This is a genomic window from Candidatus Dormiibacterota bacterium, assembly GCA_035532835.1.
Taxonomy (GTDB): Bacteria; Vulcanimicrobiota; Vulcanimicrobiia; order Vulcanimicrobiales; family Vulcanimicrobiaceae; genus DAHUXY01.
Genome location: DATKQG010000087.1, coordinates 55875 through 79386, shown reverse-complemented (window position 1 = coordinate 79386; position 23512 = coordinate 55875). Strand labels below are relative to the sequence as shown.

Sequence of the window (23512 nt, the reverse complement as noted above, 5' to 3'; positions counted from 1 at the left end):
GAGGCGTCGCAGCAATGCGGCGCCTCGTTTTTGTCTATGCGCTCACTTTGTGCGCCTTCGGCTGCGTCTCCGCCCTGAGCTGGCCGCAAGCTGCGGCGATATCGCGACCCATGTTGTGGCGGACCGTGGTCGGCACCCCCGCCGCATCCAAAATGGCCGCGAATTTCCAAATGGCGTCGTCTGCCGTTCCCGCGAACGGGCCGTCCGGGGTGGCGTTATACGGGATGAGATTGACGTGGTACAGCTTGCCGCGCATCAGCTCGGCGAGCTGATGCGCGCACTCGTCGGTGTCGTTCACGCCGGCGAGCATGACGTATTCGAAAAACACCTTGCGACGGGTCGTCGCCACGTATCGCTCGCAGGCTGCAAGCAGTTGCTCGGTATTGTAGCGGCGATTCACCGGCATGAACGTGTTGCGTACTTCGTCGTTCGGGGCGTGGAGCGAGATCGCGAGATTCACCTGCAACCCCTCCTGCGCGAATTGATCGATGCGATCGACCAATCCGACGGTTGAAATCGTGATGTGGCGATGCCCCAGCCCGAAGCCGTGCGCGTCGTTGAGCAATGCGACGGCGCTCATCACCGCATCGTAGTTATGAAACGGCTCGCCCATCCCCATGAACACGATATTGGTGATCTTCTTGCCGCGCGTCGCGAGATCGCGAGCAAAGAAGCGCGCTTGATCGAAAATTTCCGTCGCTTCGAGGTTTCGCGTGAAGCCGGCTTGTCCGGTCGAACAAAACGCGCACGCGAACGCGCAGCCCGCCTGCGACGAGATGCACACGGTCGTGCGATCGCCTTTGTGTTCCATCAGCACCGCTTCGACTTCGTTGCCGTCGCGCAGACGAAACAGGCCCTTGGTCGTCTTCGCATCGTGCGAGCGCTGCACCACGATCGGCTCGACCGATGAAAACGAAAGCCCTCGTTCGGTCAGCCCGGCCCGCAGCTCTTTGGGAAGCGTGGTTACCGCCTCCACGTTTTCAAGCCACTCTTTGGTCGCGGCGCGGTAGATCTGCTTGAGCCGGTAGGGCTTCAAGGCAAACGCCAGCGCGAACTCGTCCACATCGGCAAAGCCGATGCGGCGGGCGTTATCGTTGAACCAGGTGGTTTGGGCGTCGCGTATCACGGCGCCCATGATACCACGGAGGGTGCTAAAAGAGTCCGACTTGTTCGGGTGGCCCCGGGGGCGCAGGCTCCCTCAGCTCGGCGAGCTTCGTCCGCACCGCCTTCAGATCCGACCAAACCAGGCGCTTGACGCCTTCGAGTTCGCCGCCGGTCTGGCGCAAGAGATAGGCCGGATGATAGGTGGCGATCAACGGGATGCCCAGTGGCCCCTCGTACCAGATGCCCCGCATCTTGCCGATCGCGAACTCGCGCCCGAGAAAGCTCTTGGCGGCCGGCGCTCCAAGCGCCAAGATCGCGCTCGGCCGAATGATATCGATCTGCTCGTCGAGGTAGGGGCGGCAGTTGGCCATCTCGCCGGGTTCTGGGGCGCGATTCTTCGGCCCGCGCGGGCTCGGTGAAGTGGGGCGGCACTTGACCGTATTGCAGATGTACACGTCCTCACGCGCGAGATCGATCGCGCCCAGCATCCGTTCGAGCAATTGCCCGGCGCGCCCGACGAACGGCCGGCCGAACAGGTCCTCCGTCTCCCCGGGGCCTTCACCGACGATCATCAGCCGCGCGCACGGATCGCCCTCTCCGTAAACATTATTGCGGCGCTCCGAACCGATCGCGCAGAGCCGGCAGGCCGCCGTCTTCGCTGCCGCGGCGGCCAGGAGCCTCGAACGGCGGGCCCGCTCTTCCAGCGACACTACTCGCCCTCGCCGATCGCTTCGACGAACACGGCCTGCCCGAAGGCGACGACCTTACACGACCCGTCGCCGTCCTCCGAGACGTAGAACTGCAAACCGACGACCGCGTTGGCTCCGAGCGCGTCCGCGCGCTTGTAGATGCCGTCCATCGCCTCAGAGCGCAGATGCTCGGCATCGCTCAAGAATTCGCCCGGCGACATGCCGATCAGCATGCCCAAGCTGCGAAAGGTGGCCCGCAGCCGATTGCGCGGCCGCGCGGCGATACCGGAGACGTACCCGAAGGTCCGCACGATGCGATACCCTTCGAGATCGTCGAAGGTCGAAACGGCTTCACGTGCGATCACGCCGAAGCTCCGCAATAGGACATGGCGCAATCTTCACCATCGGTGCTCATCATCCGTCTGGACGCGATCGGCGACGCGGTCGCGCTAACGCCGTTGCTCCAAGCCCTCTCGCACCGCGGAATCCCCACCGACATCGTGCTGCGGGCCGAAAACTTCGACGCGTTGACGCCGTCGGCCGCGCGCGAACGCTTTATCGCACCGTTCGCCCTTCGCTCCGATACGCACGAGAATCTCGCAGCGATCGCCCGTTTCGGTGCCGAGCTCGCGGAGCGTGCGTACACCCACGCACTGGTTGCGACGGAAGATCCCGGCGGATACCGGCTCGCTGCGGCAAGCAAAGCGCGGGCGCGAATCGGTTTCGACAACGGCTGGGGCAAGCCGTTGAAGACGCTCTGGGTGCGCTCGCTGCTCACGCAGACGCTGCATCGCGCCGCCGGATTGGATTCCAACGCGGCGCACGAATGCGAGGCGCTCTTCGCGCTGGGCCAGCAGCTCCTCCCCGCAACGTCGCCGAGCAAGGACCCCGCATTGTTGCGACCCTTCGTTGTCGACGGGAACGTTGCAGCGGATCCGCGGGTCGCTCTGCAGATCACCGACAAATGGGAACGCCTGGGTATCGCATTCGAACGCGTCACGCAACTCGCGCGCGATCTCGCCGGCGTCGCACCGTTGCGTGCCGTCGCTTCGGCTCGCGAATCGGCCTACGCCGCGCGCTGGCACGAGCGCACCGGCATCGAGGTCGAATTGTTCGAGACGCTGCCGCCCTGGAAAACCGCGATCGCAAACGCGCGCGCGCTCGTCGCGCCGGATTCGGGAGCCATCCATATCGCCGGCATGACGGGCACGCCGACGGTCGCAATCTTTCCGCCGGGCCCCGCCTTTGAGTTGCAGGTAGCACGCTGGCACCCATGGGCGGCCCCGTACCGAGCGATCGAGGCTACGCCGGAATGGCATCGACGCGCAAGCACGGCGTTAACGCAATTGCTCGGCTAGCCGCTAAAGCGCTCGGGAGGTGCTCGCCGTGGTTGGGGCACCTGTGATTTTTGCGCAATTGGCAGGATGCCAACTTCCTTTGGGCGTTGCGCAAAAACGCAGGAGCAGGAGGCGTGCAGGATGCACGCCGACGAGCGGTGCCCCGACCACGGCGAGCACGTCCCGAGCGCTTTAGCGGCACGCGCCGCGGCGGCGGTACAATTCGATTCCGCCACGGTGCAACACCGTCGCGTAGACGCCGGAGCGAACCAGCGCATCGACCCTCGATCCGTATTCGACCAGCCGCGGCGAATCCGGATAGTCGCGATCGAGCAAGACGAAGCATGCGTGCGTGATCCGCGCCGGATCGTCGGGGAGCGGGCGCGCATAGGGGTCGCGCAACGCGAGATGCGTGTAGGCTTCTTCTTGTGTTGCGATGCTGATATCCGGCGGCAGGCCGCGCAGCACGCGTTCTAGCGCTGCATCTCGGGGAGCGGGCGGGTGAAGATTCAGGCCCGGATGAAGCGGATTCGCCACGGCGTATTCCAGCACGCAGATTGCGATGCACCACCAGAGATATTTGCGTGCCCGCGGTGCCCCAAGGCCGCCGACCGCGAACGCAAACGCTACCAGAACGTAACCGATCCACGCGCCGGCGTAGTGCGTGCCCAGCGTGAATGTGGTCGACATTCTCGAGAGCAGTACCTCCGCCAGCGGGGCGGCGGCCAGCCACATCATGCACGAGCGAAACGGCAGAAAGAGCAGCGGCCCAAACGCCAACGCGAAGAATCCCAGTCGCTCCAACACTCCGAGCGGAACGAGCGCGCGGACATCGGCGGCAGTCCAAGCGTAGAAGCGCGTCGGGGCCCATTGAGGATTCGCCGCGGCATGCGGTTGGATCGCCAGAAAAAAGAGACCGAATACCGCAAGCGCTGCAACGCCGATCCCCAGTGCGTAACGACCGGCGGTACTGCCGCGATAGCGCCAGGCGCCGATGCCGCCGGCGGCGGCCAAGAAGAGTGCTTGATCTTCTTTCACGCACAACACGATCGCCGCCGCGAACGCGGTTGCGACCAAGTATCCGCCGTCGAACGCCCAGAGCATCCACGCAACCGCCGCGGGTGCGAATCCGTTTTCGTGAAAATCCGTGAAGATCGCGCCGCCGAGCGCCGGATAGAGAAAGACGACCGCAGCCGTCAATCGAGAGAGCCTCCGGTCGCCGTGCCGCGCCACGATCCCGGCAATCGGCGGTATCACGAGCGCTCCGGCAATCGCCTGAAGCGCGATCAGCGCGATCGGCGATCGAACGAGCGCTATGACAGCTCCCACGATATAGAGCATCGGCGAGAAATGGAACGCGTAATGGCTGCCCTCGACCGCATTGCAAAAGCACCCGAACGCGCTCGCCGCCGTCTGCGCGAAGATTCCAAAATCGACGAAATTGCGATGCGCCGAGTACCGCACGACGCCGAGGGCCGTAAAGAGCACCGCATAAAGCGCGGTAAGGCCCCAGACGACCCGATCCCTCACGCGCTTATGCCTTCGCCGGCGTACGGCGCTGCTGCAAGTACGGCCAAATAAACGGGTCGATATCGCCGTCCAACACGCGCTGTGCGTCTCCGACGTCAACGTTCGTGCGGTGATCTTTCACTAATTGATACGGCTGTAGCACGTACGAGCGAATCTGCGATCCCCATTCGTTGGCTTGCCGCTCTCCACGCAGCTCGTTCATCTTTGCGTCGCGTTCTTCGGCCGCCCGCAAGACGAGCTTGGCGCGCAGAATCGTCATCGCGACCTCGCGGTTTTGCGCTTGCGAGCGCTCTTGTTGCGATGCCACCACGATACCCGTGGGGATATGCACGATGCGCACGGCGGATTCGGTCTTGTTGACGTGCTGGCCGCCGGCGCCGCCGGACTTGAACGTTTCGAAACGCAAATCGTCGGGTTTGATCTCGATATCGCTCTTCTCGCCGGCTTCGATTTCGGGGACGATATCGACCGCGGCGAACGACGTGTGGCGACGATGCGCGGCATCGAAGGGCGAGAGGCGCACCAAACGATGGACGCCGCGCTCGCTTTCGAGCATTCCGTAGGCATTGCGGCCGCGCAAGAAAAACGTCACCGATTTGAGGCCGGCCTCTTCCGCCTCTGACTGCTCGACGATTTGGGTGCGAAACCCCTTGGTTTCGGCCCAGCGAAGATACATGCGCAGCAGCATCTGCGTCCAGTCGGCGGCATCGACGCCGCCGGCGCCCGCGAAGATGCTCACAATGGCGTTGTGCGTGTCGAATTCGCCGTCGAAATTGGCCGCCATCTCCAATGCTTCGATCGCAGCTTGAACGCCGTCGAGGTTGGCATCGATCTCCCGCTCGGCCGCGGGATCGGCGTCGAAAAGTTCGAGCATCTCTCGCGCGTCCGCAAGCGAGCTCGCGGCGCCGTCGATACGCGCGACCTCCTCTTTGAGGTCGGCCAGAAGTTTCATCGCCGTCTGCGCCCGTTCGGTGTCGTTCCAGAAACCGTCGGCACGGGTACGCTCGTCGAGTTCGGCTATCTCACGCGTCTTGGCAGCGTAGTCAAAGACGCTCCTTGAGGGTCGCGAGACGGTCGTGCAGACGGGTGATCGTGGTCATCTGAGAATCGCTCATTGCGGGTGGAGCGGTTTCTCACCGACCGGCCCGCTCCCTTGTCGCGGCATGCCTAACGCGTGATAGAGCGGCGTACTCGACACGATGGAGGGCTCCTATGATCGTTCAACCTCAGGCCGACCCAACGTTCGCGGCATTTGCCGGCGGCACCGATCCCGACGGCGGGGCGATCGCCCCGCCGTCCTTCAACCCTATGGGCACCCCGGCCGATGCGATCGCCCGGCTGATCCCGCCTCAAGGCCCCGGTGGCTACGGGGGCGGCTACTTCGGGCAAACGTCGGGGCAATCGGGCGGGCTGTGGGGCGCGATTCAAAGCCTCATCCAACAGCTCAGCTCGATGCTTTCGCAGTTCGCGAGCGGGGGCGCCGGCAACCCCGGCGTCCCGGGCGAGCAGTACTACGGCAATGCGAACGGCGCATCGCTGGGCGACCCGCATTTGAGTTTCAACGGAACGGCTTGGGACAACATGGGCAACCAGCCCGACCTGCTGCACTCCGATTCGTTCCCGGGCGGTTTCTCGCTCGCCACGCAGACGACGCCGCCCAACGCCCAAGGCATCGCGTGGAACCAGCGCGCGACGATCTCCACCAACTACGGCGCGACGAGCGTCAGCCTTGATAACGCCGGTACCGCGACCGTGATGCAGAACGGCATGCCGCTACAATTACAGTCGGGCACGCCCCTCAATCTCGGAAACGGCGACACCGTCATGCTCGGTACCGACGGTTCGGTGCAGATGACCGCGAATAACGGGCTAGGCGGAAGCATCACCACGACCTTGCGTAAAAATGGGAACGGCGTGGACGTCACTTGTAACGCGAACAACGTCGATTTGGGCGGCGCCTTGACGAACGGTCCAACGGGCATGCCGCAGACGCCGGCCGGCGGTAACGGCCTTCCCGGCACGTGGATGCGCCCCCGGCCGATCGAGCCGATCGCCTTTCAATACGGCGACCCGAACCTCTAAGGTGCTATGCGACCCCGCTGCCGTGGCATTTCTTGTATTTCTTCCCGCTGCCGCATGGGCAGATGTCGTTGCGCCCCACTTTGGGTTCGTTACGATGCACCGGTGCCGCCGGCGATTCGTCGTCCTTATTGGTGTGCAGTTGCGCGGGGCGGCGTTGCGAGCCGGGGATTGGGCCGAGCAGTTGTTCCGCCTGATCCGGCGAGAGCCGGCCGTTCGGAGCGGCCTGCGGCAGCATCGCTCCATCGGGAATCGTCTCGAACTGCTGCATCGGCGATTGCTGATCGGGCGGCGGCCCGTGCTCGATCACGACGCGGAATATCCCCTTGACGGCTTCGTCCGCGATGTTGTTCTTGAGCGACTCGAAGATTTCGTACGCTTCCTTTTCGTACTCGACCCGGGGATCTTTCTGGCCGTAACCGCGTAAGCCGATGCCGGTTTTGAGATGATCCATCACGTAGAGGTGATCGACCCACTGCCGATCGATGATCGGCAGCATCAAGTAGCGCGATTCCACCACGCGCATGATCTCGGGCGTCACTTCTGCTTCTTTGGCTTCGTATGCCGCGAGTGCTTTCTCTTGCAGAAGGGCGCGGATCTCTTCTTTATCTTTACCGCGCAGATCGTCCGGGCTCAACTCTTGCTTGATGGGGAAAATCAGTTCGAGTTCGTTGAGCATCTCGTCGTAATCCCACTCGCTCGGGTGGGCATTTTCCGGCGCGTTGTGCTCGACCGCCTCGTCGACTTTGGCCGCGAGAGATTGGAGCAAAAAGGTGCGCCCGTCGAAGGTTCCCTCTAGAATCGCGCGGCGATCGGCGTAGATGATCTCGCGCTGCTTGTTCATCACGTCGTCGTATTCGAGGACGTGCTTTCGCATCTCGTAGTTGTGGTTTTCAACCTTGCTCTGCGCGCGTTCGATCGACTTGGTCACTAGGCCCGATTCGATCGGCTGCTCGTCGGTAAAGCCGACGCGCTCCATGATCGCGTTCATGCGATCGCCGCCGAACAGACGCATCACTTCGTCTTCGAGCGAGATGTAGAAGCGTGTGGAACCGGGGTCGCCTTGGCGCCCGGCGCGGCCACGCAACTGGTTGTCGATACGCCGCGACTCGTGGCGCTCCGTCCCGATGATATGCAGGCCGCCGTTCGCGGCCACGCCTTCGCCGAGTTTGATATCGGTACCGCGCCCGGCCATGTTGGTAGCGATCGTCACCTGCGAGGGCTGGCCCGCATCCTTGATGATCTCCGCTTCTTGTTCGTGATATTTTGCGTTGAGCACGTTGCATTCGACGCCGCGACGACGCAGCATCGAAGCCAACAACTCGCTCTTCTCGATCGAGCGCGTGCCCACCAGGACGGGGCGGCCTTTGCCGTGCTCCTCGAGAATTTCGTTGACGACGGCCTCGAACTTCGCTTTTTCGGATTTGAAGACGATGTCCGTACTATCTTTACGCGCCATCGGTTGGTTCGTCGGAATGATGACGACGTCCAAGGCGTAGATATCGCGAAACTCGCGTTCTTCGGTTTTTGCGGTGCCGGTCATACCGGCCAGATGGTCGTAGAGGCGGAACAAATTTTGGAACGTGATCGTCGCGAGCGTCTGGTCCTCGCCACGAACTTTGATGCCTTCTTTGGCCTCGATTGCTTGATGGATGCCGTCGGAATAACGGCGACCGTACATCAGGCGTCCCGTAAATTCATCGACGATGACTACTTCGTCGTCTTTGACGATGTATTGCTGGTCGCGATGGAATAGATTCCAGGCTTTGAGCGCCGCATTGAGTTGATGCGCGAGCTCGATGTTGCGCTGATCGTACAGATTTTGAATGCCGAGCATCTTCTCGACTTTTGCGACGCCGGGTTCGGCGATCGGCACGGCGTGTGCCTTCTCGTCGACCGTGTAGTCTTCGCCTTTTTTTAAACGCGGGATGATCTGCGCGAACTTTCCGTAGAGTTCGGTCGATTCTTGCGACGGGCCGCTGATGATCAGCGGGGTGCGCGCCTCATCGACGAGGATCGAATCGACTTCGTCGATCAGCGCGAAATACAACTCGCGCTGAACCAAATCTTCTACCTGCCACGCCATGTTATCGCGTAGGTAATCGAACCCAACCTCGTTATTGGTAACGTAGGTGACGTCACACGCATACTGCGCGCGGCGCTCGATGGGTTCGAGCCCGTGTTGGATGATGCCGACGGTCAGTCCTAAGAACTCGTAAAGCGGCCCCATCCATTCGGCATCGCGACGCGCAAGGTAGTCGTTGACGGTGACCACGTGGACGCCGCGGCCCTCGAGGGCGCGGGCATATACGGGAAGCGTCGCGACGAGCGTCTTGCCTTCGCCGGTCTTCATCTCCGCGATGCGGCCTTCGTACAGCACCTGGCCGCCCATGATCTGGACGTCGAAATGGCGCATCCCTAGAACGCGCTTGCCGGCCTCGCGGACGACGGCGAACGTTTCGGGCAGGAGATCGTCCAGCGTTTCGCCTGCTTGCAGGCGTTCGCGAAACTCGATCGTTTTTGCGCGGAGCGCTTCGTCGGAGAGCGCTTGCGTCGCCGATTCTAACGCGTTGACCTTATCGACGGTGCGCCGCAATCGCGAGACTTCTCGCTCGTTGCCGTCAAACAGCGCTTTCAGGAATGCCATACGGGTACTCGTGTTCTCCTAGCGTGCGGGGCCTCTGCCCCCAGCCTCCTATTGTACACCGTCGGGATGCGACCGTTGTCGCACCCTTGCGAGCCGGGCGGATTAGGAGACTATGGGAAGGCTAACGATAAAGGTGCTGCCCTGGTTTTCCTTGCTCTGTACGACGATCGCCCCCTTGTGGGCCTCGACGATCTTGCGCGCAACGTAGAGGCCTATTCCGGACCCGGCGATCCCCTGGCGTCTGGCGTTGCTTGCTCGGCCGAATCGAGTGAAGAGCGTTGCCAACTCCTCGCTCGGAATACCGATCCCCTCGTCGCTCACCTCGATGAGCGCCCGATCGGCCGCTCGACGGACCCGCACACGCACGGTGCCTTCGGAGTATTTCAGCGCGTTCTGAAGCAGGTTATCGACCACGTGCCGGAACCTTTGAGGATCCAGCTCCACCGGAATCGGTTCGGACGGAACCTCTACGACCACGCGCTCGTTGTTGGGTGCCGCGGCCCGCGCGCAGTCCGCGACGAACGATCCGAGCTCCAGCGTCGTCCGAGCGAGCGAAAAGCCCTCGGATTGCGTCTGCGCCAAAACGAGCGCGTCGTCCGAAAGTCGCACCAGCCGGCGAGTCTGCGAAAAGATCGTCTCGATTTCCTCGCGCCCTTCGTCCTCGGCTTCCAGCAACAGTTCGCAGTATCCAAGAATCACCGTCAGCGGGCCCTTGAAATCGTGGGCCAACATTGCGAGCAGATCGTCTTTAAATTCGCTCGACTCTTGGAGCGCACGATTGGCGAAACTCATCGCCTCGTACAGTTCCAGGTTTCGCAAAGCCAGGGCCAGCAACGCCCCGAACTCTTGCAACAATCGCAGCTCGTCCCGACCAAATCGCCCGCGATTCTCGCGTCCGAGCAGCAAGAACGCATCGATGGTATCGACGGCGCGATCCGGCGCCGCCGATCGCGCGAGCGGGATCACGACGTAACCGGGCCCGTCGATCAAGCGCTGGACCCGCCGGTCGTCGCTCCCAAGCCCCGAGAGACGTTCGGCGCGATGGGCGACATCGAACCCGCTAGCCTCGATCAACGAAGGCACCTCGGCGCCGTAGTAGCCGACGCACTCATACGAGGTGCTGGCCCAGCGCAAGACACACGCACGTTCCGCCCCAACCAGGTTCGCGGCCAAGCGGCACATGACGTCGGCCAACGGTGAGATCGAGGTGTGGCTCAGAATCGAGCGCGCGGCTTCGGCCAGGGTTTCCCGCTCTTGCGCTCGCCGCAACTCGCGTTCGTATGCATGCGCGTTCGCGAGCGCGATCTCAAGATGAGAACCCAGCGTACGGAAAAACGTCGCGCGTTCTTCGTGCGGCCAATCGATTTCGCCCTCCGCGGCCCGCACCACGAACATTCCCCACAGCGTGCCGTCGATGCGCAACGGAACGACGACGCCGCTGCGATCGTCGAAAAGTGCCGAGCGAGCCGCGCGCGGCACCAAAGATTCGCTCGACGGCTCCTCTACCGCAAGAAACGGCTCCAATAGCGCGCGTTCGACCGATGCCGCCGGTTCTCGGCTGCGCTGCTCGCGCATCCGCAGAGCGCGGCGCACGAGCGACGCACCGTCGATCGCGTATGCCGCGCAATCGACGGGCAATTCGTGCGATACCGTAACCGCAAAGACCAATAATACTTCGTCGACGTACTGCGTATCGCGCAGGATACGCACCACCCGCTCGAGCGTCTCCGCTTGCGAACGCCGTGCCCGTTCCCGTTCGTACAAACGCGCGTTCGAGAGCGCGAGGCCCACGTGAAATGCCAGCGACCGCAGCGCCGTCACATCCGCATCTTCGAAGCCGCGCGGCCGATCGAACGCGAGCACCAGCGCGTCTTCCACCTGCCCGTCGACGACGAACGGGACGGCGATCGCACTCTTGGTCCCCGCACCAAAGGGTCCGCTCGCATCGATGTCCTCGCGGCGAACGGTGAGGCCGCCGAAGACTTTGCGCAAGTCCGCATCCAACTCGATCGGGGCCCGGGGCGGGGCGGCGGCGCCGTCGTGCACCGCGGAAGCGGCGATCACCGCCCGATCCGCGTTGGCCAGCCGTTCGTAAACGATGCAGCGATCGGCGTCGAATGCCGCGCGTACGCCGTCGACGATACCGAAGAGGACGTCGCGCCGATCCAGCGATTTGTGCAAGCGCTCGTTGACCATCGCCAGCAGTTGACTGTCGCGCGACTGACGGCGTGCCTTCACCAGTGCCCGATCGCGCTCGAGGAGGCGCGCGATCACCGCGCAGAGCGAAATGAGTTCTGCCCGAACTTCCGCCGACGCAGGCTCGTCCGGCATCGCGACGACGACCCCGATGGTCTGCGAACCGGCTACCAGCGGCACGAACAGCGCGTCGGCCCTCCCAAGCGTACTCGTGACGCCGACGAACGCGCGCTGCTGCTCTCTGGATACCAGAGAAGCGCCACCCTCGTCGAAGCGCGCGAGCGCGTGCAGAAAGAGCCGGCGCAGTTCGGCGGAGCCGTCGCGCAGCGCAAAACCCCGCGCCTCCAAAGGATCGGTGAGGCTGGTTTGGCCTTCGTCGTCGAAGACCAACACGCTCACCTCACCACCGGAAACGCAAGCGCGCACGGCACCGATGATGGCTGCCGCACGCGCTTGGGGTGTTGTTGCATCGGCGAGCTCGATTAGCGCGCGGAAACGGTCGGTCAGCGAGCTGACGGTGAGCCCTCCTGCATATTACGGGCTTAGCGCAAGCCCGCTAATCGAACCTGGGGAAGTCAGCGTCGCGGAAGGGGCGACGTTGCCGTTCGCGGTCGCGGCGTAAACGTACACCACGCCCGCTCCCGACGAGGTTGAATCGGCAACGTAAATCTTGCCGCTCGAATCGACCTTCACGTCGGTCGGCGCCAGCAGTAGCGTGGCGCTGCCCGTAATTTTGCGCACCGGTGCCGGCGAAACGCTGCCGTTAAGGCCCGGGCTGAAGACCAAGATCGAGGGCGGCATGCCCAGCGCCGGGTTCCCCTGGTCGCTGACGTAGATATTTCCCGAACCGTCTAGAGCCACGCTGGTCGGCGTGACGATGCCGGTCGCCGCTCCCGAAATTACGAACGCCGGAGCAAGATCGAGCGGGGTTGCGGTCGGAACGGGGGTCGGGCTTGTCGTTGGGCTGGCCGACGGGTTCGCCGTCGGGGTGGGCGACGGTGTCGGTGCCGGGGTCGCGCTGGTAGCCGGGGTCGGAGCGGGAGTCGGAAGGGCAAAGCCTTCGACCGAAGCGCCCTGCAGATTGGCCACATACAGCTTGTCGCTCGAATCGACCGCTATGCCGCTGGGCACGTTAAGGCCGGTATTCGGGCCCGCGATCACGGTGTACGGAGAGCCGAGTATCGTGCCGTCAAAAAGCAGCACCTGGCTGGTCACCCCGGCGCCGGCCGCCGAATTGACGTTGCTCACCGCAAGTTGAGGAGACGGCGTGCTTCCGGTCGTCGGATATGAGAAGACCGCGATGCCGCGCGGGTGCTGGACGTTCGTCGTGCCGTTGATCGGCAGGACGTTGCCCGTCGCCAGCGCTTTGATCACGATAATCGAAGCGACGCCGGTCGATTGCGCGTAGTTCGTAACGTAGAGGTCGCCAAAGGAGTCGAATCCGATGTACTGCGGCCCGGTAATCTGAGTGTTCGACCCGCCGATTTGGTTCGACGGCCCCGAGCCGGAAGCGGCGCCCGGCAAGTAAATGCTGACGGCATTCTGGGATGTGTTGGTCGCATAGAGCGACGCGGTGGGGAAATTGGGTCCGACGCTAATTGGGTTTGTGTTATTCGAACTGCACGCGACGAACGCGCCCGCAGCGACGAGGGACACAAATCCCAGGGTAAGCCTACGCAGCATGTACTCTCCTTGGGTTATTGAACGGTGCCGTGTTCCCTTAGTGGGCCGAGTTTCCTGGAGCGACGGCGTTCGCCCGGGCCCCGTGACGATGCGACCCGACAAACGTCCAGGCCGCATATGCGACCAAGAGCAGGATCGCGACCGCGACGAGCGCGGTCAGCCACCGCCGGCGGACGTAGGCCGGACGGCTGCTCTGGGTATCGATGATCTCTCTCGGCATAGTCTTATCGATAAACCTTAAAGGGAGCGGCGTTCGGGCCGGTTGATTTCCTGGGCGTTCACGCGGCGGAGCAGCTCTCCGACGGTCACGAACTGGTACCCTGCCCGCCGAAAGCGAGCGACTACTTCGGGCATCGCCTGGATCGTCGCAAGCTTCCCGCTATGCAAGAGGACGATTTCGGGCGCGGTCGCGTATTTGGCCATGTGCGTCTCGATTTGCCTGGGGGTAAGCGTTTTCCAGTCGCCGCCGTCGTCGGTCCACAACACGACCTGGTAGCCGAGCGATTGGACGGCGTGCAGGGTGGCGGTGGTATAGCGTCCGTGGGGAGGGCGCATGAGCGTGCGAACGGAGGGATCGTGGGTCAGGGACCACAGCACGTCACGGCCCCGGAGCACCTCTTCCTGTACTTGCCGATCCGATTCTTTGTCGAGGTCCGGGTGCGAATAGGTGTGGTCGGCGACCTCGTTACCATCGGCCTCGATCCGGTGCGCGAGCTCGGGCCATTGCTGAGCATCGCGCCCGATCAGGAAAAATGTCGCCGGGACGTGCAATGCATGCAACTGATGCAACAGCAGCGGCGTGAAAATCGGATACGGTCCGTCGTCGAACGTCAATGCGATCAACTTCGGATAGGCGTCCTTTCCGGCCGCCAGCGTTGGTTGATGGGTTACCCGGTACAGCCGCGCGCCCAGATCGCTCGAGAATTCGTTATGGACGTTCATCGACGGAGTGACCAGGGTGGGTCGCAACTCGTCGCTGCTACGAACCAGCAGATGCCAGCCGCCCAGCGCGAGGGCCGCGACGAACGCGAGAAGTGCAAAGAATCGCATGCGCAACCGCTACCTCGGGCCTAGCTTTGCGAGATCGCGACCGACGATGACCGTCACGTCGCTGGTGGGAGCGCCCGGCTGCGTCCCGGCCGCTGCCTGAGCGTCGGCGCCGTCCGAAAGCACGGGGATCGAATGCAGCGTTATCGGTAGTGCGTCGCGCACCTTGGCGCCGGCAAACGTCGTTTTCGAGTGTTCGTGAATGGTGGTGACACGATGATCCTGGGTGGGCGCATTACCGACGCTGCCGATCGTGAAACCGGCCTTTCGCAGGCGCTCCGCGACCGCGTGCGCGGCGTTGGGCACCCCGCTGCCGTTCTCAATGTCGACGCGCAGCGTACCGGGCACGATCGCGGCGAGCGCCATCGCATCGGGCGAAGGCTGCGGCACCGGAGGGGCGATCAGCATCGATTGGACCAATTGCGCCCGCGCCACGGTGTCGGGCACGAGCGAATCGCCGTAATCGGGCAGATTGATATCGGCGGTATACGGAACCTGTTTGGTCACCAACCCGCCGGGGGTCATCTCCGAATAGTAATTCGCGAGCGAAAGCAATTCGTTGTCGGTAAAGTCCGTCATGACGTCTTTGCGAAACACCGCCAGCAGCGTCCCGGCGTGCAGGAGGGTGTTGATGCGATCGCCTTTGAGCTTGGTAATGAGCGCGTGCAACACTTCTTGTTGACGCATGATGCGGCACGGATCGCTACACCAGTCGTGGCGGAAGCGCATGTAGCCTACGGCCTGGTCGCCGGTGAGATGTTGCATGCCCTCTTTGAGATGGATGTGCAAATGGCCCCACGAGTCGTCGTAGTTGATCGACCCGCCGGTGCAATTCGTTTTCTCGCGCAAACAGTCCGAGGTCTTCACGTAAACGTCGACACCGCCGATGGCATTGATCACATCCTTGGTTGCGTCGATGCGTAGCACGATGTAGCGGTCGAAACCCGGAATACCGAGCCAGCCCGCAATGACCGACTTGGCTTCGCTCACGCCGCCGTCGGCTTGAGCCTGGTTGATCTTGGCTTGCTGGCCATTCGGCATCGTCGCGACCATATCGCGCGGTATCGAGAGCTCGTAGATGCGCTTGGTCGGAAAATCGAAATTGACGGCCCAAATGACGTCGCTTCGCGAGTTCGTCGAGAACTCGATGTCGTTGGCCGTGTAGTCGTAATCCAAACCTTCGACCAGGACCAACAAATTCGACTTTCCGAAAACCTGTTCGGGCGACGGCACGAAGGCATCGGTGATGAGTTGCATCGGCGTTTTATGCTTGAACGCCGCGTACCCGACCAGAGCCGATGCGAGGCCGATGAACAGCAGCCCTGCGATCAGCAAGACGCGCCGTAGAAGCGGCGCGTTCGACCGCCGCGTACGCGGCGCTTCCGGCGACAGATGCTTACCCAACGATACTGGTCTCCCTCACGGTTGCACGGCCGTAGAAATCGAAGGCTCCGAGCCCGTCAAGCGTGACGGGAACGAACGCGCCGATCTGGGCCTCACCACTAAAATAGATGCCGCCGTCGACACCCGGGGCTTCACCCTGCGAACGACCGAACCATACCTGAGCCTGCCCCAACGCCGCCCGAAACGGATCGCTTTTACGAAGCGGTCGCCGCTCCTCAACCAGGACGTTCACCTGCGAGCCCAGTCGCCGCGACCGAGCGCGCTCCGAGGCCTGACGTTGCGCCTCGCGCAGCCGCACCAGCCGCTTGCGGCGCTCGCGCGCCGAAACGGTTCCCGGCAGCGTCGCGCCCGGAGTACCCTCTTCCGCGCTGTACTCAAAAAAGCCAACGCGATCCAGTTCGGCCCGGCCTATCCACTCTTCAAGATAGGCCACATGTTCCTGCGACTCTCCTGGGAAACCCACGATGAACGTCGAGCGCATCGTGATGCCCGGAACGCGGCGGCGGAATTCGTCGATGATCTCGAGATAGCGTTCGCCGTTGCTCGGCCGCAACATCGCCCGCAGCACGTCCGGATGCGCGTGTTGCAACGGCATATCCATGTATTTACAGACCTTCGGCAAGCGAGCGATCGCCTCGATCAGTTCGCTGTCCACCGTCGCCGGATAGAGATAGAGCAAGCGGATCCAGTCGATGCCTTCGACTTCGTGCAGACTTTCGAGCAGTTGCGCGAGGCCGCCGCGGCGCATCCCCCGGTCGCGTCCCCACATCGACGTATCCTGCGCGATGAGTACCAGTTCGCGCGTGCCGCCTGCAGCGAGCGCCCGCGCTTCCTTTAGAATTGATTCCTCGCTCCGGCTGCGGAACGCGCCGCGCAATTTGGGGATGATGCAAAACGTGCACGGATGGTCGCATCCCTCGGCAATTTTCAGATATGCGGTGGCCCGCGGCGTCGTAATGAGACGCGGCAGAAAATCGTGCTCGGGTTCGGCCTCGAAATCCAATCGAACCGGACGCTTACCGGCTTGAACGTCGTCGAGCAACTCCACGATCCCGGCGTACGAGCCGGTGCCGACCACGCCGTCGATTTCCGGAATCAACGCTTGCAATTGTTCGCCGTATCGCTGGGCCAGGCAACCCGCAACCACGAGTTGCTGCCCGGCGCGCTTCTGCTGCGCGTGCTCCAGAATGACTTCGGTCGACTCCGCCTTGGCGGGGTCGATAAACGCGCAGGTGTTGATGATGACGGTATCGGCCTGCGAGGCGTCGGCTTCCAGCTGCCATCCGGCCGCGCCGAGCTTAGCGATCATGACTTCGGTATCGACCAAATTTTTGGCGCATCCGAGGCTGACAAACGAAACTGAGGGCAACGTGCTACCTGTAATTCACAAATTGGAGAGGAAGTTCGAAGTTCATCGCTTTTAGTGCGGCGATCACCGCCTGCAACGCGTCACGATCCTTGCCGGAGACGCGCAATTGCTCGTCTTGGTATTGGGCATTGACCTTGAGCTTGAGCGACTTGATTTTCTCCGTGAGCTCCTTGCTCTTCTCTTTCGGGATCCCGCTCCGGAGCGTAATGATCTGGCGAACGGTGCCGCCCGCGGCCGGCTCGACGGCGCCCAAATCGAAGGCCTTGATATCGATGCCGCGCTTGATTGCTTTGCCCTGCAGGATGTCGATGACGTTCTTCATCTTGAGTTCGTCGTCGGAGACGACGGTGATTTTTTTGCCGTCGCTTTCGATGCTCGTTTTGGAGTTCTTGAAATCGAAACGCCCTTCGACTTCTTTGCGCGCTTGATTGAGCGCGTTATCGAGTTCTTGCTGGTCGATGCGCGACACGACGTCGAACGATGATTCGCTCGCCACGATTTCTCCTCCGGATGATGCAGTCAGCTGACGTCTTGCGACGCTATAACGAAAACGTACGTTCGACGACGCTTCCGTCGGCGCCCAGCTTTCCCAGGCCCTTTCCATCGACGTAGACGCTGACGCCGCCCGCATTTCCGATGCGCAGGCGAGCCGTCTTACCGTGGAAGAGCCGAGACGTCCCGGCCGGAAACGTACCCTCCATGCTAACATTTCCGTCAACCGTCACCCGCACCCACGAGGGAGCCGAGAGGACGACCTGGACGGTATTGGGGCCACCGCTCCCCGGGCTCGACGAGGGCACGGGGCTCGACGAGGGTGCTGAGCTCGGCGACGCCCCGGGGCTCGGCGTGCCGCCCGCCTGCGAAGCGATCGGAGTCTCCGAAGCGACCGGGCTCGGCAAAGCAACCGGCAGGCTGGAAGCGGCGGAGCTCGGGGCTGCCGACGATTGGGCCGTCACCGGGGCGGGGCTCTTGGTCCCGATCGTTAACTCGTTGTAGACGACGAAGGCGATCAACGCCACGGCAACCAAGGCGGCCAGCCACAGAACGGGGGTGAGGTTTCGCGGCGGTGGCTCAGCCTCGGCCGGAGGCGGCAAGGGTTGCCGGGAAGGACGGCTCGGGGGTTCGTGCGATTCGACGGCCGGCGGAATCGGCCGATCGGTGAAACTCGCGACGATCTCGTCGGCGTCGAGGCCTAAGAACCGCGCGTAGGTTTTGAGGAAGCCGCGGATGTATACGGGGGCGCCGATCGCCACCCAGTTCTCGTCCTCAATGGCAGCAAGATAGACCGAGCGAATACGAATCTGCTCGGAGACATCGGAAAGGGAGAGGCCTCGAGCCTCACGTGCGGCGCGAAACCGCTCGCCCAACGCTGGCATTGGGGCTTTGTGTTAGTTCCTTTCTCCTGTTATCCTGTGCACTTAGGAATCCAACGAGCATGCAGAAACCCCGCGTGATCGCCGCAATGAGCGGCGGCGTCGATTCAGCGGTTGCGGCCGGCCTTCTGGTTGAAGCCGGCTACGACGTGATCGGCGTAACGATGAAGATGTACTCACCCACTCGAGCGCCGCACGCGAAAAGCTGCTGCGGCATCGATGACTTCGACGACGCCCGGCGCACCGCCGCGACGCTGGACATCCCGCACTACGTCCTGAATTTCGAGGAGACGTTCCGCCGGAACGTCATCGAGCGTTTCGCCGACGACTACGCGCAGGGACGCACGCCCAACCCATGCGTCTCGTGCAACAACTTCGTCAAACTGGGGACGCTGGGAGCGTATGCCGACAAGCTCGGTGCGACGTACATCGCAACCGGACACTACGCACGGGTCGAGCATCGCGAAGACGGCACGCATCTGTTCCGCAACCCGCATGCGAAAGACCAGGCCTACGCTTTAGCGCAACTGACGCCCGCGCAACTCTCCCGGCTCCTTCTTCCGCTCTGCGATTGGGACAAAGCGACGACCCGTTCGCACGCGCAGCGGCTCGGGCTCGCGATCCACGATAAGACCGAGTCGCAGGACATCTGTTTTGTCGAAGGCGGCGATTATCGCGCGGTCCTGGAGCGCGTTCGCCCGGGTATCAACGCACCCGGAACGATCGTCGCGTCCGATGGGACCGTCCGCGGCACGCACGCCGGGATCGCGCAGTACACAGTCGGGCAGCGTGCCAAACTCCCTGCGAGCAACGCCGGGCCGCGATATGTCACCCGTATCGACGCCGCGACGAACACCATCACCATCGGGACCCACGACGAGCTTCTGGCGGATGGGTTGGAGGCGACGGAAGTCAATCTCTTACGCCCGGATCTCTTGGGCGAGCAACCGAGGCCGGTCGACGTGATGGTTCGCTATCGAGCGGTGCCGGCTCCGGCGCTCGCCAGCATCGATCGAACCGGGAACCTCCAGGTGCGATTCGACAAGCCGGTCCGCGCGGTGACCCCCGGACAATTGGTGGCACTTTTCGAACGCGACGGCGACGAAGTCTTGGGGGCGGCGACGATCGCGCATATAACCTAGCGGCTGCCGCTTTTGGAACCGAGCCGAAGCGGGTAGGTTGGGTTCGACGGGGAGCACACACTATCGATATGACGGTTTTTTCCTCTTACGCGGTTCAACGAACGCCGCCCGAGCCTCCCAGCGCCGATGCGGCGGATGCTCTGCTGGCACTCCTGATCGCTAGGGCGGACGTCCCGGCTGCCACGGTGATCTTCTGGAAAGCGGGCAATCCGTGGCTTGCCCACAGCATCGGGTTGCACGACGCTGTCGGGTTCGATCTCAGAAGTCTCGCCGTCCCGGCGCTCACGATCGTGGACGATCCCGAGCACGACGACACATTTTCGACATCGTCTCTCGTGCATGGCCCGGAACAGCTTCGCTTTATCGCGACCGCCCCGATTCGCTCTCCCGATGGCGCCGTGCTCGGAACGCTCGCTCTGCTCGATCGGATCGCACGCGAGGACGGGGCGCAGATCGAGCCGATTCTTCGCGACGGGGCCGCGATCGCCGCCGTCATCGCTCAGCAGCGCAGCACTCCGGAAGGACGAACCGAGCAGATCGAGATCCTCGAGCGCGCGGTCGATGCGGCCCAGAGCGGCATCGCGGTCTGCAGCCTCAACTCCGATGGTACTCTGCCCCGTTTCCTCTATGTCAACAACGCAATCGTCGGGCGATCCGGCATCTCGCGCGGGCAATTTCTCAGCGGCTTTCCCGGTGTATTCGATCGAGAACCCAACCTTGAATTCTCCCGTCGTATCGCCCGACATATGCGAGATAACGACGAAACGCCGTTCGAGACCGAGTATCAAGGCGCTAAAGGCGCGACGTACTTGTTGAATGTCTGCTGTTCGCGCCTTGAGAGTCGCCCCGGTGAAGAGCCGCACTATATCCTCGTGACCGAAGATATTACAGAACGGCGAGGCCGCACCCAAATCACCCGTTTGTTCGAATCGGTGATCGCCGATACGTCCGATCTCGTGTTAATTACCGATGCTACGCGACCGAGCGAGGGCGGCCCATACATTCGCTACGTCAACGGGTCCATGAGCGCGTTTTTACAGCGACCCAGCGGTGATTTGATCGGGCAGCCGACGCACCGTCTCGTGAGTGAATTGACCGAACTGCGCACGCTGCGCTCGATGGATCACAAGCTCGAACACTACCTTCCGATCGCGAACGAAGTGGCCTTCAGGCGAGGCGACGGCGAACGGATCTGGAGTAGCTTCACTGCCAGGGCATTGCGAGACGAACGCGGCGAGCCGACGTACTGGCTCTTCACCGGTCGCGACATCACGGCACGCAAGCAAGAGTATCGGCAGAGCGCCCAATTCGCGCAGGCGTTAGATTCGGCTGATGAACCGGTCGTGATCTATGAGGTCGTTCCTCCGTACGAACTCGAGATCAGCTACCAAAATCGCGCGGCGATGGAACAGGGCAGGTATCTGTCGACGACGCTTCTGGGCGCGGGCGACCCGTCGCACGAGATGCTCGTGCTGTGGCATCGTCTGGAACAGGGCATCTCGGTGCAGCGGATGATGTTCGTGCAGACCGACGAGGAACCGGGTGCGTGGGTATCCTTAGAGGTGCGGCCCACCCTCGACGATACCGGAGCGCTAGCGTCGGTCACCGCGATCCAGCACGTGCCCGGGGTGCGCACGCGCGCAGCCGGCACGAATCATCCCATGCTCTTCGCGATCGCGCTCGCCGACGAACTGCTCGGATATCATGCCCTAGCCGATCGGATGGACGCGCTTGCAACGATCCTCGAAGCAGAGTGGCGCGCGCAGGTCGCTTTCGAATATGTCGATCTCATGCCGTTCGGATCCGACGTCGTCATAGGCGTGGAGCCTCAAGTGGCAGAGTTCCTTAGCGCCGGCGGGGTGCTCGTACCGAGGGGCACGATCCGCATTCGCGTGACGTGGAACCTCCCGCTCTCGACCGACATGACGACCGCGTTACGGCTCTTTCTCGAAGCGATCGCAAAGCGTAATTTGATAGCCTAGGAGCCTGTCGGGCTCCTAGGCCGTCGCTAAAGCCATGTCGGCCCGCACGTTCCAATACGTATCGCGGATCACGGGCCGGAAGCCGGCTCCGATAACCGCATTTTCCAGATCGCTTCGCGTCGCGACGTTGGTGGAGCCCGCGTCGTGAACGACCTGCTCCTCGAGAATCGTGCCGCCCATATCGTCGCAGCCGTAGAATAGGGCGAGTTGGCCCATCTTCAAGCCCGGCGTCAGCCACGAAGCCTGCAAATGCGGAAAATTATCCATGTAGAGTCGCGATACGGCCAAGACCCGCAAGTACTCCAAGCCCGTCGATTCCTTGCCGCGTAGCGGGGTTTTGAACGGCACGTAATACCACGGAATGAATGCGGTGAAGCCGCCGGTCTCGTCCTGTAAGTCGCGCAACACCTGCATGTGCTCGATACGCTCTTCGTTGGTTTCGATCGAGCCGAACATCATCGTCGCCGTCGTCGGCATACCCAGCAGTTGCGCCTCGCGCATGACGCCGAGCCATTCGTCCGGCTTCACCTTGCGGGCCGAGATGCGCTTGCGAACGCGTTCGACCAGAATCTCGGCGCCGGCGCCCGGCAGCGATTTCATCCCGGCATCTTTGAGGCGTAGCAATATCTCGCGAACCGGCAGATTCTCCACGCGTGAAAGCCCGATCACTTCCGAAACGGAGAGCGAGTGGATATCGACGTTCGGATACTCGCTGCGCACGCGATTGAAGAGCCGTTCGAACCACGCGATGCCCAACTCCGGGTTCACGCCGCCCTGGATCATGATTTGCGTCGCGCCCTGGTCGGCTGCAAACTTGACCCGGCCGATCACGTCGTCGTGCGACATCGTGTAGCCTTCGGCATGTTTTTCCGGCCGAAAGAACGCGCAAAACGTGCAATGCACGTTGCAGACGTTGGTGTAGTTGATCGTCGTATCGATCACATACGTAACGACGTCGGTCGGATGCAACTGCATCCGGCGAGCGTGAGCGGCCATCCCAAGATCGTGGAGATCCGCCTCGTTATACAGACGAACGCCTTCATCGTACGAGAGGCGTCCGCCCCCGGCGGCTCTGTCGAGCAAGCTAGCGAGAGACGACACCGATGACCTCCGGAAGTGTTGACGGGACGCGCGGAATCGCGCCGATCGCAAAAAGCTCGCGGCAATACGCCGCTAGACCGCTCTGCGCGGCCGAATGAAACGTGAAATTGAGTTTCCCGTAGTACCGCTCGTAAAAGCCCTCGGGACGAGCGAACGTCCGCTGCGCTTCTCGGACGACATACTCCACGTTCGCGCGCGACCACGTGTAAGCGTCCGTCAGCGCGTGCATGCAGGCGCGCACCGCTTCGGGATCGAGCTCGTAGGCGTCGCGCCGCGCGGCCCATACGGCAAAGACCGTCTGCTGCGAGGTCCACTCGTGCCATAACGTGCCGAGATCGTACACGTGCTCCGGCTGAAACCGCAACAGCGCGTCGATGGCGGTATCGCCGATCAGCAGCGCCGGACGGCCTTGTTCCGCGCACGCAATCGGCTCGGCGTGGTCGACGTATTTCGGCTGCACGCCGTACCGCCGCTCCAACAAAACGCGCAGGAGATTGCGGCCGCTCTCGGATTCCTGCGTGACCGCGATCTCGACGCCGTCGAGCAACGCCGGCGGCGTCTGCGATACCAGCACGACCGAAACGACTTCGTCCCGAGCGCCGATGCAGAGGTCCGGCAACAGCACGAGTTCCTCCGCGTGCTTCGCCCAAGCGAAGGCGCTGATCGGGCTCAGATCGAGCTCGCCACCTAGAAGCATCGCGTTAAGACGGGCCGGAACGTCCGCATGCAGCGTGCCGGGGTAGGCGATCGCCCCGGCGTCAAAGGCCGCGTAGACCGGGAGGTCGTTGGTGTAGCGGATGCGTCCGCACCGCAAGCTCACGCGCCACCG

20 protein-coding genes are annotated in these 23512 nt (G+C 62.8%); 4 read left to right on the top strand and 16 right to left on the bottom strand.

Annotation, left to right across the window (positions count from 1 at the left end; all coding sequences use genetic code 11):
* Positions 1-34: 34 nt before the first annotated feature.
* The 3 genes from rlmN to VMW12_11050 are packed head-to-tail and all read right to left on the bottom strand — an operon-like array spanning position 35 to position 2158.
* The gene (gene rlmN, locus VMW12_11060; protein ID HUZ50255.1) at positions 35-1126 is read right to left on the bottom strand and encodes a 23S rRNA (adenine(2503)-C(2))-methyltransferase RlmN; all 1092 of its coding nucleotides are present in this window, start codon (positions 1124-1126) and stop codon (positions 35-37) included.
* A 25-nt stretch (positions 1127-1151) separates the two neighbouring features.
* Entirely contained in the window at positions 1152-1814 is a 663-nt protein-coding gene (locus VMW12_11055; GenBank protein HUZ50254.1) for a uracil-DNA glycosylase, read from the bottom strand.
* The gene (locus VMW12_11050) at positions 1814-2158 is read right to left on the bottom strand and encodes a heavy metal-binding domain-containing protein (GenBank protein HUZ50253.1); all 345 of its coding nucleotides are present in this window, start codon (positions 2156-2158) and stop codon (positions 1814-1816) included. Before VMW12_11050 ends, VMW12_11055 begins: the two co-directional genes overlap by 1 nt.
* Before the next feature lie 21 nt (positions 2159-2179).
* Here VMW12_11050 and VMW12_11045 point away from each other — a divergent pair, with 21 nt between their 5' ends.
* Entirely contained in the window at positions 2180-3151 is a 972-nt protein-coding gene (locus tag VMW12_11045) for a hypothetical protein (protein HUZ50252.1), read from the top strand.
* A 171-nt stretch (positions 3152-3322) separates the two neighbouring features.
* Here VMW12_11045 and VMW12_11040 read toward each other — a convergent pair whose 3' ends face one another.
* Together VMW12_11040 and prfB are read right to left on the bottom strand one after the other, a co-directional pair.
* Positions 3323-4660 (bottom strand): DUF2079 domain-containing protein, encoded by a 1338-nt coding sequence (locus VMW12_11040; protein HUZ50251.1) that lies wholly within the window; start codon positions 4658-4660, stop codon positions 3323-3325.
* A 4-nt stretch (positions 4661-4664) separates the two neighbouring features.
* Positions 4665-5775, bottom strand: a protein-coding gene (gene prfB / locus VMW12_11035) for a peptide chain release factor 2 (protein ID HUZ50250.1) whose coding sequence is annotated in 2 segments (ribosomal slippage) — positions 4665-5705 and positions 5707-5775 — 1110 coding nt in all. Because the reading frame shifts where the segments join, the coding sequence is not laid out codon by codon here.
* 97 nt (positions 5776-5872) lie between these two features.
* Between prfB and VMW12_11030 the strand changes: the two genes are divergently transcribed.
* Positions 5873-6742, top strand: a complete 870-nt coding sequence (locus VMW12_11030) for a hypothetical protein (protein ID HUZ50249.1) — start codon at positions 5873-5875, stop codon at positions 6740-6742.
* A 4-nt stretch (positions 6743-6746) separates the two neighbouring features.
* Here the strand turns inward: VMW12_11030 and secA are convergent, their stop codons facing one another.
* The 9 genes from secA to VMW12_10985 form a co-directional block, all read right to left on the bottom strand.
* The gene (gene secA, locus VMW12_11025) at positions 6747-9386 is read right to left on the bottom strand and encodes a preprotein translocase subunit SecA (GenBank protein ID HUZ50248.1); all 2640 of its coding nucleotides are present in this window, start codon (positions 9384-9386) and stop codon (positions 6747-6749) included.
* A gap of 102 nt (positions 9387-9488) precedes the next feature.
* Complete coding sequence (locus VMW12_11020; GenBank protein HUZ50247.1) at positions 9489-11975, bottom strand: GAF domain-containing sensor histidine kinase; 2487 nt, start codon at positions 11973-11975, stop codon at positions 9489-9491.
* A 141-nt stretch (positions 11976-12116) separates the two neighbouring features.
* Positions 12117-13265 (bottom strand): hypothetical protein, encoded by a 1149-nt coding sequence (locus VMW12_11015; protein HUZ50246.1) that lies wholly within the window; start codon positions 13263-13265, stop codon positions 12117-12119.
* 37 nt (positions 13266-13302) lie between these two features.
* Positions 13303-13485 carry a hypothetical protein gene (locus VMW12_11010; GenBank protein ID HUZ50245.1) on the bottom strand — a complete coding sequence of 61 codons (183 nt, stop codon included), beginning with the start codon at positions 13483-13485 and terminating at the stop codon, positions 13303-13305.
* A gap of 17 nt (positions 13486-13502) precedes the next feature.
* The gene (locus VMW12_11005; protein HUZ50244.1) at positions 13503-14315 is read right to left on the bottom strand and encodes a polysaccharide deacetylase family protein; all 813 of its coding nucleotides are present in this window, start codon (positions 14313-14315) and stop codon (positions 13503-13505) included.
* Positions 14316-14324: 9 nt separating this feature from the next.
* On the bottom strand, positions 14325-15716 hold the full coding sequence (locus VMW12_11000) for an LCP family protein (protein ID HUZ50243.1): 1392 nt from the start codon (positions 15714-15716) through the stop codon (positions 14325-14327).
* Positions 15709-17085 carry a 30S ribosomal protein S12 methylthiotransferase RimO gene (gene rimO / locus VMW12_10995; protein ID HUZ50242.1) on the bottom strand — a complete coding sequence of 459 codons (1377 nt, stop codon included), beginning with the start codon at positions 17083-17085 and terminating at the stop codon, positions 15709-15711. The genes VMW12_11000 and rimO overlap by 8 nt, the downstream gene beginning before the upstream one ends.
* A gap of 4 nt (positions 17086-17089) precedes the next feature.
* A complete protein-coding gene (locus tag VMW12_10990; GenBank protein ID HUZ50241.1) occupies positions 17090-17581 on the bottom strand; it encodes a YajQ family cyclic di-GMP-binding protein in 492 nt (163 codons plus the stop codon).
* A 43-nt stretch (positions 17582-17624) separates the two neighbouring features.
* On the bottom strand, positions 17625-18461 hold the full coding sequence (locus VMW12_10985) for a helix-turn-helix domain-containing protein (protein HUZ50240.1): 837 nt from the start codon (positions 18459-18461) through the stop codon (positions 17625-17627).
* Between the two features lie 59 nt (positions 18462-18520).
* Here VMW12_10985 and mnmA point away from each other — a divergent pair, with 59 nt between their 5' ends.
* Both mnmA and VMW12_10975 read left to right on the top strand, forming a co-directional pair.
* A complete protein-coding gene (mnmA, locus tag VMW12_10980; GenBank protein ID HUZ50239.1) occupies positions 18521-19600 on the top strand; it encodes a tRNA 2-thiouridine(34) synthase MnmA in 1080 nt (359 codons plus the stop codon).
* A 68-nt stretch (positions 19601-19668) separates the two neighbouring features.
* Positions 19669-21582, top strand: a complete 1914-nt coding sequence (locus VMW12_10975; GenBank protein HUZ50238.1) for a PAS domain-containing protein — start codon at positions 19669-19671, stop codon at positions 21580-21582.
* 15 nt (positions 21583-21597) lie between these two features.
* On the opposite strand, the gene mqnC is transcribed toward VMW12_10975, so the two are convergent.
* Together mqnC and VMW12_10965 are read right to left on the bottom strand one after the other, a co-directional pair.
* Complete coding sequence (gene mqnC, locus VMW12_10970; GenBank protein ID HUZ50237.1) at positions 21598-22683, bottom strand: cyclic dehypoxanthinyl futalosine synthase; 1086 nt, start codon at positions 22681-22683, stop codon at positions 21598-21600.
* A complete protein-coding gene (locus VMW12_10965) occupies positions 22667-23503 on the bottom strand; it encodes a menaquinone biosynthesis protein (protein ID HUZ50236.1) in 837 nt (278 codons plus the stop codon). The genes mqnC and VMW12_10965 overlap by 17 nt, the downstream gene beginning before the upstream one ends.
* Positions 23504-23512 lie beyond the last annotated feature (9 nt).

Bases quoted from the DNA above. Each gene is read 5' to 3' on its own strand.
- VMW12_11030 (HUZ50249.1), top strand. From the start codon at position 5,873: ATGATCGTTCAACCTCAGGCCGACCCAACGTTCGCGGCATTTGCCGGC.
- VMW12_10985 (HUZ50240.1), bottom strand. From the start codon at position 18,461: ATGCCAGCGTTGGGCGAGCGGTTTCGCGCCGCACGTGAGGCTCGAGGC.
- VMW12_11010 (HUZ50245.1), bottom strand. From the start codon at position 13,485: ATGCCGAGAGAGATCATCGATACCCAGAGCAGCCGTCCGGCCTACGTC.
- VMW12_11015 (HUZ50246.1), bottom strand. From the start codon at position 13,265: ATGCTGCGTAGGCTTACCCTGGGATTTGTGTCCCTCGTCGCTGCGGGC.
- VMW12_11045 (HUZ50252.1), top strand. From the start codon at position 2,180: ATGGCGCAATCTTCACCATCGGTGCTCATCATCCGTCTGGACGCGATC.
- VMW12_10975 (HUZ50238.1), top strand. From the start codon at position 19,669: ATGACGGTTTTTTCCTCTTACGCGGTTCAACGAACGCCGCCCGAGCCT.
- mnmA (HUZ50239.1), top strand. From the start codon at position 18,521: ATGCAGAAACCCCGCGTGATCGCCGCAATGAGCGGCGGCGTCGATTCA.
- VMW12_11005 (HUZ50244.1), bottom strand. From the start codon at position 14,315: ATGCGATTCTTTGCACTTCTCGCGTTCGTCGCGGCCCTCGCGCTGGGC.
- secA (HUZ50248.1), bottom strand. From the start codon at position 9,386: ATGGCATTCCTGAAAGCGCTGTTTGACGGCAACGAGCGAGAAGTCTCG.